This window comes from Bacillus sp. AFS055030, from assembly GCF_002574545.1.
GTDB lineage: Bacteria > Bacillota > Bacilli > Bacillales > Bacillaceae_G > Gottfriedia.
Genome location: NZ_NUGT01000035.1, coordinates 67,260 through 79,662, shown reverse-complemented (window position 1 = coordinate 79,662; position 12,403 = coordinate 67,260). Strand labels below are relative to the sequence as shown.

Sequence of the window (12,403 nt, the reverse complement as noted above, 5' to 3'; positions counted from 1 at the left end):
TTTAAAAAGGCCTAACATAAGTTAGACCTTTGACATTCATTCTTAATTGACTAGTAATTATAGAGTTGCTTGACCTGGTTTCCAGTTAGCTGGGCAAAGTCCACCAGTTTGTAAAGCTTGAAGTACACGTAAAACTTCATCAACTTCACGACCGATGTTGTTGTGGTGTACTACTTGGTACATTAATTCACCTTCTGGGCTGATGATGAATAATCCACGTAATGCAATACCTTCTTCTTCAATTAATACGCCATAGTCACGAGAAATAGCATGGTTAGTATCTGCAGCTAATGCATATTTTAATTGACCTAAGCCATTATCTTTACGATCAGTGTTGATCCATGCTAAGTGAGTGTGAATTGTATCAGTTGAAACACCAATAACTTCTGCATCAAGATCTTCAAACTCGTCGTAACGATCAGAGATTGCTACGATTTCAGTTGGACATACAAAAGTGAAGTCCATTGGATAGAAGTATAATACTGTCCATTTATCGTTTTTCATGTTTTCTTCTAAGCTTACTTTACCAAATTCTTTATTTGCTAAAACTGCTTCCATTTCAAAGCGTGGTGCTTGTTTACCTACTAAACGTTCTGCCATAAGTTTTTACCTCCAATATTTATGTAACTATTTATCATACAAGTGATATTATAGTAAACTACTTATTTAAAGTCAATATTAATTTATAATTATTATTAACTGAAAATCATTTTCATCAATTTCCTTTTAGAAAATCGGATATGAATCGGATCATTAATGGAATCACATTTTCATCTGGGTTTAATTTTTGATTATGGAGTCCGAATTCCGAATTTACGCCAATCCAAAACATTAGGCCTGGAATTTCTTTTGTCATATAACCAAAATCTTCACCCGTCATGGCAACATCGCAACGGACTGCATTTATACCGTCATATTGTTTCGCAAAATTGAAAAATTCATTCGTCAACGATTCATCGTTTATTACTCCATAGTAATTACTTCCAAAATCTACTTCTATTTTACACTGAAAACTCTCTTGAAATCCATTCACAAGACTTTCAATTCTATTTTTTAATTTTAGCATCGCTTCTTCACTTAACGCTCGCATCGTACCTTCTATTCGAACATGGTCTGCAATAACGTTTTGAACTGTTCCACCGGTTATTTTACCAATCGTAATGACAGCACTGTCTAATGGATTTACGTTTCTTGAGACAATCGATTGAACTTGAGTGATAAAATGACTTGATGCGACGATCATATCATTCGTTAAATGCGGGAAAGCTGCATGACCGCTTAAGCCATGAAAATCAATAAAAAGCTCTGATGTATGAGCAAATAACATACCAGGTTTCGTTGCAATGGTACCTACAGGATACTCGGGCGCTATATGTAAACCATAGATTACATCTGGTTTAAATGATTTAAATTCTTCACTTTTAAGCAAAGGTTCCGCTCCACCCGGACCTTCTTCAGCAGGTTGAAAAATAAATACGACGTCGTCATTTATTGGCTCATTAACAAGATTAGTAAGAACACCAAGAGCAATACTCATATGTACATCATGACCACAGGCATGCATTTTTCCTTCATGAATCGATGAAAATGCTAATCCTGTGTTTTCTTTCATTGGTAATCCATCAATGTCTGTACGGTAACCAATCGTTCTAGTAGATTTTAACCCTTTTACTCGAACGAAAATACCTGTTCTCCATGTATCAATGATCATTCTTTCTTGATCTAAACTTGATAAATAATCAAGTAAATATGCTTGTGTTTTGAATTCTTGAAATCCAAGTTCGGGGATTAAATGTAAATCCCTTCTTATTTTAATAAATGAATCCATCTTTACTCCTCCAAAAAAAGCGTAGATATATTTCTACGCTTCAGACTGCCTACCATACGCACGACTTCTTCGTTTTTTCGTGTCTTTCGAAGTGCTCATTACCTTTATAGGTAACGCTATTCCTTATCAGACATTACCCTTTAGAAAGTCAAATTCTTGTCATCAGTCTGAATTCATATTTTAGTATGATGTCTATAAAGTAAGCGTAGAAAAATAAATTCTACGCTTACTTCTAATTATTATTGATTTAGTTGTCTTAAAGCCTGAATGATTTCAGTTTTTGAAATTGTTTTATCATCGATATCTTTGATTTTTCTTGCAGGAACTCCTGCAACGACAGTATAAGGGGCAACGTCTTCAGTAACAATTGCACCTGCAGCTACTACTGCGCCTTCACCTACTCTAATACCTTCTAATACGACTGCATTAGCACCAATTAATACATTGTCTTCAAGAATAACTGGGTTTGCTGATGGTGGCTCGATTACACCAGCTAAAACAGCACCAGCACCAACGTGACAGTTTTTACCTGTTGTAGCACGTCCTCCAAGTACTGCGTTCATATCGATCATTGTACCTTCACCAATTACGGCACCGATATTAATAACCGCACCCATCATAATTACAGCATTGTCACCAATTGTAACTTGATCACGAATAAATGCACCTGGCTCGATGCGAGCTTTAATACCTTTAGCATCTAAAAGTGGAATTGCAGAATTGCGACGATCTGATTCTACTACATAATCTTCTATGTATTCTTTTTGCTCTTCAAGGATTACTTTAACATCATCCCATTCACCAAATAAAACTCCAGAGTTTTGAGAAATAAATGATTGTACTGATTCAGAAATAGTAAGCTTGTCTAATTGACCTTTTACATAAACCTTTACAGGTGTTTTTTTCGTGCTATTTGCAATAAATGCAATAATTTCATTTGCGTCCATTAATTTCATAATGAATTGCCCCCTTTGTTATTCTTAATAAGAATACTCTATCAAATCTAGTAAGTAACTAGCAACATTTTGTCGATTAATCTTATTATTTTTTTCGAATTGACTCGATGAATCCTTCTACTTGTTTCAATTTCATCGCATCTCGATTATAAAGTAAGTATGTATCGCGAAATAAACCTGATTGTTCTTTTGTCATTAAAGGTGTTTTTATTATATTTTCATCACTTACATCATGTAAGACAGAGGAAGGTAAGATTGCAAAACCTAAACCATTCAATACAAATTGTTTACATGTTTCTATTTGATCGACTACAATTTCGTGTTTTGGTAATGAATTAAAATGCTCGTACCACCAAGACTGGATCAGCTGATAATAATTTGAATTACTTTTAAACTGAATAAATGGTCTTTGTATCTTTTTATATTCATCAAGACTATTTTTTTTTGTATCAACTAATAATAATTCATCAGAAAAAAGCAATTCCTTTTCCCCAAACCAATTTTGGTTTCCTCGGACAATTGCTAGATGAACTTCATTTTCATATAAGCGATTTGTGATTTCACTACTCCAACCGGTAAATAGTGAAACTTGTACTTCTGGATAGCTTGAAACAAATTTCTTTAAAACCGGTGGTAACCAGTATTGCGCAACAACAGATGAAACGGCAATCTTTAAAGTACCCGAAATATCAGATTTTAAAATTTGTAACTGCTCTAACATTGCTTGATAGGTTTCTTCCATCTTTCTCGCGTAATTTAATATGATTTCCCCTGAAGCAGTAATAATCAATCCTTTTTGAGAACGAATAAACAATTCACTATCAACTTGCTTCTCTAAATTTTGTAGCCTTTGACTTAAAGCTGGTTGAGAAACAAATAACCGCTCTGCTGCCTTCCTCATATTTCTCTCTTCAGACAAAGTAATGATTAAACGGATATCATCGATTTGCACATAATCCCCCCGTCTTTCTACATACATATAAACTGGATTAACTATTAGTAAAAAAGTAAGTCAATAAAATAGTGACTTACTTTTTTTAGCCGTTATTGCTTATTATATCTTCTTACGTTTTTATTCAATTGTTTTAAAATCGATCTACGGGTTAATATACCTTCAAACGTATTATTCGCATCAACTACACATACAAATGGATGATCAACTACAGATTCAAGTCCTTTAGCGAGCGTATCAGTCGTTTTTAATAATGGGATTGCAGTACACATTACCTCTTCTACTTTCATATTACTTAATCGTTCAAATTCGATTCGTTCTAATCCAAGTATTCCGTCTAAAATCATGGACGTACTTATTAAACCAAGTAACTGAAACTTAGGATTTAATACTGGGATTGAAGAATATCCAGATTTTGTAAGCACTAATAATGCATGCTCTAAACTATTACCAATTTGTACATGAGCTACTTTTTCACTTGAAATGATAACTTCTTCTACTTTATGTTCAAAAAATTGTGAACCATCAATACTAATCAAAAATATCGTCCCCCAATAGAAAAGCAAAAGTTTTAAAAATGGTAGAAATCATCTATTTATAAAAAACATTAATAATTAATACCCATACAACTTTGCTTATCATTTGTATAGAAAAAATCCTATACATTATTTTATTCGGATTAAGGATTACGTCCTTATTTCCTATATTATCAGATTTGTAACCCCTTTCCAATTTAACTTAATTTACAATTTTTTAACGATGACGATTTATAAAAACAAAAAAACGTTTAGATAACTAATTAATTATCTAAACGTTCATCTATATGTGTCATCATAACCCTAAATCCCTTAATTTTTGATATAAATGTACTAATCGTTCGTATTGATCCTCGCCTGCATCCATTAATCCATTTTCGATATCAGTTATCTGTGATGAAATGAGTTCGATTGCATAATTTTGTTTCATCACAGTGTCGACCAATAAAGTCAATTCATCTTCTGTAAAATTTTGTTCACTTAACATCCATCATCCCTCCTAATTCTCATTTTAATCAATGTTTATTTAGTTTAAACTTCTTATTTAGTAAATTTATTTGCATAACTAAATGCTGTATAAGAATCAGGTTTTATCTTAGGAATAATGCCCATTGCACTTACTTTAGATGTCATTTCTTGAATAAACTCTTTCGTTAGCCCTACCGTACCAATATCTAGATGGATTTCAAAACTAAAATTATTTGAATTAGCATTTTCATGAAGCGGACTAAAAATTTTCTCTAAATGAAAAGGAGATAATAAAAAAGCTATTTCTTGACTATACATAGTTTCTAGAAATATTTTCTCTTTTAAATTTCGGATTTTCTTGTGATGCCAACAAGTATGTAAACATCCCCAAGCTCCATTACCTACCCTATGCAAATGAAGTGCTGTAATAAACTTAGTTCCATTACTATGCACCTGAGAATCTGTCCCAATGGAAAGTCGATATTTTTTATTAGGATCACTTTTTACAAATTGATAAAGCCGATCAACTACATGATCAAAACTCATATTTCTTTCACTCACATTGTAAAATCGATACTGATCTTTATTCACGTATATGACCTCCCTTTTCATAACAATACATAATAATGTATTCATTATGATTTGGGATTAGCACGACCTAACAATTTTGTAATAAAATATTTAAAAAAAAAACAAGCTAAGCTTGTTTTTTCTTTTCTTATGAAATAATTTCGTATATTTCAATTGCTACCATATCGATATTGTCGAATGGGAACGTTTGTGGTTTTTCACCTTGTTGAAAAACTTCTAATTCAAATGTTTCATTTTTCTCAGAATACTTAACGCTACACTTTCTTTCGCCGTTAACTTCAAAATATCTTTGAGCAACCTCACCGTTCGTAGCTTGTTGTTTTAAACTTTCTAAGCGTTCTAAAATTCCTAATAATAAAGACATATTAGAACTCCTTTCTACCATGTGTCATTCCCTAAATATAGGTTTTACTTTCTTACAATTTCTATCCAAAAACTTCTGATAGATTTCTGCTATGTAAGTGTCCATTAATAAGAATACTTGTATTTCAATATAAATTCAAGAAAAATAGTCGTTTCAACTAAAAAACAAATTTCTTTATATCCTATATTTTTCTATGTCATAATAGTTTTATACAATGCGTTAAGAAAAAATGAAAAAGGATGACGTTTTATGAAAATTGAATTATTTACACAAGATGGATGCCCTCCTTGTGAATTTTTGAAAAATTATCTTAAAGAAATGAATGTTTCTTATATTGAATATAACGTTTCAAAAGATGAAACTGCTAAAAAGAGAATGATGTTTGAATTAGATTCATACTCAACTCCAACTTTAATCATTGATGATGAGATCATCAGAGGCGTTCAGATGGAGCAAATTCAAGCTAAATTACAAAAATGTTAATCCATTATCCATATTAAAATAAAACCCCCTAAATGAACTGTTTCCATTCATTTAGGGGGTTTTTATCAATCTATACTGCAATGTTTTTAAGATCGTTTCAAAGGCTTGTCATAAAATAGTTCCCAATTACCCAACTCCTATAAAATGAAAAACAAAAAACATGACGGACGATGCAAAAAGAACTTTCGAAATAAGTCCTCTCAATCTTAATCCTCCTTGGGCTAAAACTTTTTCTAATCGTATCATTATTATATTGAACAATACTACACGAATCGTTCTTATCTTTTTTACATTACTTGACAGAGTAAAACACTACTTTTAAGTAAAATAAGCTTTTATATATGAATTCGTCGATTTTTGATTTAGAAAAGGCTATGTTCGAATTTTTTTATATGGGTAATTTCTCTCTTCATCTAGATCTGAATTAATGTTAAAGTAAGATAATTTGTGCCTGCTTTTCAATTTTTTAAAAAAACTTTTGAACGATTAAGGAGTGTTTGTATGGAGTATCGCGGTTCAACGGTTTACAATCAAGATGATTTTTTTTCAGAATTTATTCAACGAAAGAATAGAGAAGATAGTCCTAACAATGCCATAGAAGGACCAATTATCAATGAATTAATTGGGAATGTCGAACGGAAAAAGATATTAGATTTAGGTTGTGGAGACGCAACATTTGGGAAGGAACTTCTATTACTTGGAGCTAAAACCTATACAGGGATAGAAGGATCTGAGCAAATGGTTAAGTCAGCCTTGACTAATTTAAAGGATACAGTAGGTACTGTTGAGCATATTTCTATTGAGGATTATGATTTTCCTACGAATTCATTTGAACTTGTCACTTCTAGATTTGTACTGCACTATATTTCAAACATTGAGCTTTTGTTTCAAAAAATATATAACAGCTTAAAAGAAAACGGCCAGTTTCTATTTAGTGTGCAACATCCTCTAACTACAGCTTCCTTTTTAAGTAAACGTTCAGGCGACCGACGAGAAAGTTGGATTGTAGACGATTACTTTTTAACAGGCGAAAGAAAAGAACCATGGATGAATAAAGTAGTCGTCAAATACCATCGCACAACTGAACAATATTTTAATCTTTTAAGGAATACGGGATTCCGTATCGATCAATTACATGAAGGTACGCCAAAACAACTACATTTTAAAAGTGAAGAAGAGTTTTTAAGAAGACAAAGAATACCGATCGTACTTATCTTTTCATGTTTTAAATAACATTATTAACGATAGAAGATGCCTTAAGACCAAGACCCAAATGTAACGAACGTGACAAGCAGACTTAGGCTTTTCCCTTTATGGAAAAGTCGGATCCTATAGTAACTTAATTACTTATTTAATTGACAATTTAAAAAAAAGAAAATGACTGTCATTTTTTAGGAGACAGTCATTTTCTCATTAAATCTTATAAGCGAGTCATTAAAAAAGTAATTCATTATGCTTAAATAAAAATTCATAGCTTAAGTCAATATATAAATAACTTCCATTATTCATTGGATAAGAAAATGTCCGAATCTTTTCACCGGTTTCAATATCTCTGTACATATCTGATAATTGTCCTTGATCATTTGATTGCATTTTCAAAACTGTTTCTAAAAAATATGGCCTCCAGCTCCAGTTTCTACCTTTATACTTTTCTTGAAGTTCCCACTGTTCACCATTAACTTTAAACAAGTTAGCTGATTGCTGAAAACCATCTTCATCACAAATATACATCCTAAAACAAAATGAATTTAATTCACTTGATAGATTAGTTAAAAATGAATTTAAATCTTCTTCTAATTTAAATTTATTAATTGCCGTTTCGACTTTTAATTGGATTAAATTAGTTATATCTCTTAGCGCAATTAATTTGTTCTTTTCGCCTCGAATATATTTTAAAATATCATTCTTTAATGGCTCACATTCATGATTTAACTGACTTATTGATGGTTGTGGTGTAAATAAGTATGCGCCTTGATAGAATCTTCCACCATTCTTCCATGCATTTCTTAATTGAATAGAATCAATTATGCCATCATAGTACATCGATGCCCCTACTTTTCTTGCCACATAAATGACCGAATTTAGTAAATCTTGAAATGATGAAGTATGAAGTTGTTGAACCATTTTAAAATCGATTTTAATGATATCAGGGGACAAAAATCGAAGTTTTTCTAAGTTAATTAACTTCTCATTTACGCTATTAATTGCGAATTTAATTCCATATGTTTGATAATATGTAATTAAATTTTTTAATTCTTTCTCAAAACCATAAAAAAGTTGATGTTGAAGAATAATGACGGTTTTATTTAGTTGTATGCCCTTTTCTTCATATGACTGTAAAATCGATAATAGATTTTCTGGGTCATCTGAAAGTAGCGCTGATGGGTGACGATTAATAAAAATGCCACCCTCAAATTTAGATTGTACAACTTCATCGAGAGCTTGAATTAATATATGATTGTCAACCTCTAATAAATAGTCATCTGGCACCAAATCATTTGCAAAGAAGAATTCAAGGCTATGTAAGTTTTCAAGTTTAAGTCGACCAACAACCTCTACTCCTACACATTTTTGTGTATCAGCTCCATATATTGGTTGAAAATATGGTACGACTTTATCTAAGTTGCTTATTACGTCTAAAGGATCCATTTTGAACCTCCTTCTAAAATGGGTATTGATGTAAGGACTGTCCTCCATCCATTGTAAAACAAGAACCATTAATATAACCAGCCTCATTTGAAAATATATATGCACAAAGTCCTGCTATTTCTTCAGGAGTACCTAGTCTGCCAAGTGGTACACTTTGTAATGTGCGGTTTTCTAATTCATCAGAAAGCCATAATTTTGCTGCACCGTCTGTACGTTCAATCGGTCCCGGAGCGATTGCATTCACTCTAATTCCATATTTCCTTCCCCACTCAACAGCTAATGTTCTTGTCATAGCAAGAACACCCGCTTTAGCTGAAGCAGAGTGAATAACGCCAGGACCCGCATCCCAAGCATATGTAGCAATTATATTTGTAATCGCTCCTTTAATTTTATGTTGTATCATATACCGTCCAACTTCAGAACTACAATAAAATGTTCCATTTAAAACGCTATTAATAACCGTGTTCCACCCGTTTACAGACAAATCCTCTGCAGCACAAATAAAATTACTAGCTGTATTATTTACTAAGAAGTCTATTGTTCCAAATGTTTGATCAACTTCATTTACCATATTTTTAATTAATTCAGGATTCCGAACATCCATATCGATTGATAATACTTGACCATCACTTTGTTCAATTTCTTCTTTTGCATTATTTAATTTTTCTAAATCTCTTCCGACAATAACTACTTTTGCACCTTCCTTTGCAAAACGCATTGCTATTGCTTTCCCCAAACCACTAGAGCCACCAGTAATGATCACAACCTTATCCTTCACTCGTTTCACTCCTTTTGTACTCTATAGTTTAGCAACATTTTATTATTTTGAGAATATTTTTAACAATTAATCTATTTAATATAGTATGCAGTATTTATTTCTATAAAAAGGTCGGGGGACAATTGAAAATTAAACTTATATCATTTTTTTTACTATTAATTTGTACAATCTATTATTCAGTCTATGTTGAGCCAACCTCAATTCGAACTAAGCACTTAACATTTTCAGACAATCGCCTAAATTTAAATACTACTATTAAATTAATACAAATCTCTGATACTCATTTTAATAATAAAAAAGATTTAATAAGGTTTAAAAAAGTCGTAAATAATATTAACCATATGAAGCCTGACTTTATTCTATTTACTGGGGATTTAGTTAGTGATATAAGAAAGTTTTCATACAAGTATGAAGTTATTCAGCTTTTAAAAGAACTAAACCCCAAAATAGGAAAACTTGCAATATACGGTAACCATGATCATGGTGGATATTTTACTGAACAATATGAAGCACTATTAAGCGAAAGCAATTTTATATTATTAAAAAACGAAGAAAAAACCTTTTTCGTTCAAAAACAAAAAGTTTCATTTATCGGTCTCGATGACTATATGTTAGGAAACAAACAATATAATAATGTTTTAGAACGCATTCAAAAAAATAGTTATACAGTTGTTCTAGCACATGAACCCGACATTGCTGATTTAACGAAAAACTATCCGATAAATCTTCAACTTTCTGGCCATAGCCATGGGGGACAAATTTATTTACCTTTATACAAGTCCTATATAATGCCTCCATATGCAAAAAAATACAACCGAGGTGTATACACACTATCAAGTAAATATAATAGTCATTTAGTCGTTTCAAACGGAATTGGAACAACTAAACTACCAATTCGCCTATTTACTCCTCCAGAAATCGTATCAATCGAAATTAATGGCCAAACTAAAAAATAAATTAATCATGAATGTTAATTGCTCATAGTTTTTGCACGCACTAGGTTGGTTACCTATTTTTATGGGTACTTGCTCAATTATTTTATGAAACCATACACTAATATTGAAGACAAGAGAGGAGGTTAATACATGAATTATCAATATCACCCTAATTTAGATCATTATTATAGAGAAGCTCATGCTCCATCCTACTACTATGATCATAACGAACAACGCTTTGTTCCTTTTTTCCCATTTTTGCCAATAATAGGAGGATTAGCGGGATTAGCAGGTGGATTCGCGTTAGGCGCACTAGCGTTTAGACCACCTTATTATCCGCCATACGGACCATACCCACCATATCCAGCATTTCCTCCGTACGGTGGTGGGTTTGGTGGTGGATACCCTGGATATCAACAACCTTACCCTCCTGTAAATCCTGGTGCTTTTTTACCTAATAATGCAGGATTAAATACACCAGGTAATATAGGACCTTATCCATACTAAAAAATAAAAAAGCTAGTCGCATTAATGTATATTATTTCGATTAGCTTTTTATTATATAACCACTTCTCTAGATTTGATTTGAAAAATTTTAAACTAAAGATATAATATACTCATATCTATTATTTTTTGGAGGTAACCAAGAAGCATGAAACCGAAAGAACCTAGCCTGAATAAACTAAATTTTACAAATGAAGAAATTTTTCAGGCAATATTTGTTGTAAATAAACATGCTAAAACAGCACTTGAACCAAGTCAACTATATTCATTAAAAAGACAAGCTATCTTAAAGCTTATTGATAAAGGAATTGCTAAGAAAGTTGGTTTACATTTTTCAAATAACCCCAAATCAAGTAAACAACAATCTGATGTGTTGATAGCTTGTGGAGATTTTTACTTTCATATACCACCGTTAAAAGAAGACTTTAAACTTCTCCCGCATTTAGGAATATTAGAAAATACTCACCGTAACCCAAAAGTATCCATGTCTTTAAGTTATGCAAAAAAAATACTTCATCATTTCTTAGGTATTCAAAATGTTAAATCTGAAAGTCATTATAAAAACGGATCTAACTACCGAAGAAATACCCCAGGGCAATTTTTAAGAGCTTCTTCATTTCTAAATAACTCTACATTTACTTTTCCGAGTGAACCAATTCGTAAAAATAAAGGTAAGCAAGAGAAATAAGTTGGATCAATTCTTACTAAAATAATATTAATATAGATCATAGGAAGATTAGGAAACCTTTATTTTTAATGGTTTTTAATCCTTCCTTTTTTTATTTAAATTTATACCGAAATTCAGCTTGAAAGTTATTGATGAAAATTCATATTTTCTCTTGTTTTTCCTATCATATTTTAGTAGTTTTTCCTCACCTATTAATATGCCAAGCATACTTTATTAATAGGGGGTGATTAATCTGTTCGGTAATAATAACTTACAAGATATTATTCGTTATGTTGCTGGATTCTTATTTGCACTTCAATTGTTACTAAATTCTTTTGGGATTAAGTTCCTAAATAATGAACAAATTGATGCTGTACTTAACATCATTTCATTCCTTTTTATTTTATACTTCGGTGCTAAGCACAATTATTTAGGGAAAAAAGGACAAGCTCAAAAGGCTGTACTTCAAGAAGCAGGATTAGAAAAAACAAAAAATCAGTCTAATTCAGATCAATAGATTACTTTATGACTACTTTTTGAAGTTTAGATTACAAAATTAAAGATTTGGTTTGAGAGTGATTAAACATTGATTCACTCTCAATTTTTGAGTCGAATTTATGCTAACTTTTAAGTAATATCTTCTATTTTTCACTATTTTTCCTCATATATTGATTTTAATTTTAGTAATCATA

The 12,403-nt window shown here is 31.6% G+C and carries 16 protein-coding genes; 6 read left to right on the top strand and 10 right to left on the bottom strand.

Annotated elements, in window-relative coordinates:
* Positions 1-57: 57 nt before the first annotated feature.
* The 8 genes from CN925_RS14705 to CN925_RS14670 form a co-directional block, all read right to left on the bottom strand.
* Positions 58-600 carry a peroxiredoxin gene (locus tag CN925_RS14705; RefSeq protein ID WP_098846969.1) on the bottom strand — a complete coding sequence of 181 codons (543 nt, stop codon included), beginning with the start codon at positions 598-600 and terminating at the stop codon, positions 58-60.
* Positions 601-715: 115 nt separating this feature from the next.
* Positions 716-1,828 carry an N-acetyldiaminopimelate deacetylase gene (locus tag CN925_RS14700; protein ID WP_098846968.1) on the bottom strand — a complete coding sequence of 371 codons (1,113 nt, stop codon included), beginning with the start codon at positions 1,826-1,828 and terminating at the stop codon, positions 716-718.
* Between the two features lie 239 nt (positions 1,829-2,067).
* Positions 2,068-2,784 (bottom strand): 2,3,4,5-tetrahydropyridine-2,6-dicarboxylate N-acetyltransferase, encoded by a 717-nt coding sequence (gene dapD, locus CN925_RS14695; RefSeq protein ID WP_098846967.1) that lies wholly within the window; start codon positions 2,782-2,784, stop codon positions 2,068-2,070.
* An 85-nt stretch (positions 2,785-2,869) separates the two neighbouring features.
* Positions 2,870-3,763 carry a transcriptional regulator CcpC gene (locus CN925_RS14690; RefSeq protein WP_098846966.1) on the bottom strand — a complete coding sequence of 298 codons (894 nt, stop codon included), beginning with the start codon at positions 3,761-3,763 and terminating at the stop codon, positions 2,870-2,872.
* A 65-nt stretch (positions 3,764-3,828) separates the two neighbouring features.
* Positions 3,829-4,275 carry a cyclic-di-AMP-binding protein CbpB gene (gene cbpB, locus CN925_RS14685; protein ID WP_098846965.1) on the bottom strand — a complete coding sequence of 149 codons (447 nt, stop codon included), beginning with the start codon at positions 4,273-4,275 and terminating at the stop codon, positions 3,829-3,831.
* Positions 4,276-4,567: 292 nt separating this feature from the next.
* Positions 4,568-4,759 (bottom strand): antirepressor AbbA, encoded by a 192-nt coding sequence (abbA, locus tag CN925_RS14680; protein ID WP_098846964.1) that lies wholly within the window; start codon positions 4,757-4,759, stop codon positions 4,568-4,570.
* A 53-nt stretch (positions 4,760-4,812) separates the two neighbouring features.
* Positions 4,813-5,286: a ribonuclease H-like YkuK family protein gene (locus CN925_RS14675; RefSeq protein WP_483295203.1), complete on the bottom strand. Its 474-nt coding sequence runs from the start codon at positions 5,284-5,286 to the stop codon at positions 4,813-4,815.
* Between the two features lie 172 nt (positions 5,287-5,458).
* Positions 5,459-5,695: a YkuJ family protein gene (locus CN925_RS14670; RefSeq protein ID WP_056474223.1), complete on the bottom strand. Its 237-nt coding sequence runs from the start codon at positions 5,693-5,695 to the stop codon at positions 5,459-5,461.
* A gap of 249 nt (positions 5,696-5,944) precedes the next feature.
* Here CN925_RS14670 and CN925_RS14665 point away from each other — a divergent pair, with 249 nt between their 5' ends.
* Complete coding sequence (locus CN925_RS14665; protein ID WP_098846963.1) at positions 5,945-6,178, top strand: glutaredoxin domain-containing protein; 234 nt, start codon at positions 5,945-5,947, stop codon at positions 6,176-6,178.
* Between the two features lie 501 nt (positions 6,179-6,679).
* The gene (locus CN925_RS14660; RefSeq protein ID WP_098846962.1) at positions 6,680-7,411 is read left to right on the top strand and encodes a class I SAM-dependent methyltransferase; all 732 of its coding nucleotides are present in this window, start codon (positions 6,680-6,682) and stop codon (positions 7,409-7,411) included.
* A gap of 201 nt (positions 7,412-7,612) precedes the next feature.
* Here the strand turns inward: CN925_RS14660 and CN925_RS14655 are convergent, their stop codons facing one another.
* Complete coding sequence (locus CN925_RS14655) at positions 7,613-8,827, bottom strand: EAL-associated domain-containing protein (protein WP_180232972.1); 1,215 nt, start codon at positions 8,825-8,827, stop codon at positions 7,613-7,615.
* Between the two features lie 13 nt (positions 8,828-8,840).
* On the bottom strand, positions 8,841-9,605 hold the full coding sequence (gene fadH / locus CN925_RS14650; protein ID WP_098846960.1) for a 2,4-dienoyl-CoA reductase: 765 nt from the start codon (positions 9,603-9,605) through the stop codon (positions 8,841-8,843).
* 122 nt (positions 9,606-9,727) lie between these two features.
* Here fadH and CN925_RS14645 point away from each other — a divergent pair, with 122 nt between their 5' ends.
* The 4 genes from CN925_RS14645 (at position 9,728) to CN925_RS14630 (ending at position 12,228) form a co-directional block, all read left to right on the top strand.
* A complete protein-coding gene (locus CN925_RS14645; RefSeq protein ID WP_180232971.1) occupies positions 9,728-10,561 on the top strand; it encodes a metallophosphoesterase in 834 nt (277 codons plus the stop codon).
* A gap of 129 nt (positions 10,562-10,690) precedes the next feature.
* Positions 10,691-11,047, top strand: a complete 357-nt coding sequence (locus CN925_RS14640) for a hypothetical protein (RefSeq protein ID WP_286138391.1) — start codon at positions 10,691-10,693, stop codon at positions 11,045-11,047.
* 145 nt (positions 11,048-11,192) lie between these two features.
* Complete coding sequence (locus tag CN925_RS14635; protein ID WP_098846958.1) at positions 11,193-11,732, top strand: YkyB family protein; 540 nt, start codon at positions 11,193-11,195, stop codon at positions 11,730-11,732.
* A gap of 232 nt (positions 11,733-11,964) precedes the next feature.
* Positions 11,965-12,228, top strand: a complete 264-nt coding sequence (locus CN925_RS14630) for a phage holin (protein WP_098847026.1) — start codon at positions 11,965-11,967, stop codon at positions 12,226-12,228.
* Positions 12,229-12,403: the final 175 nt, after the last annotated feature.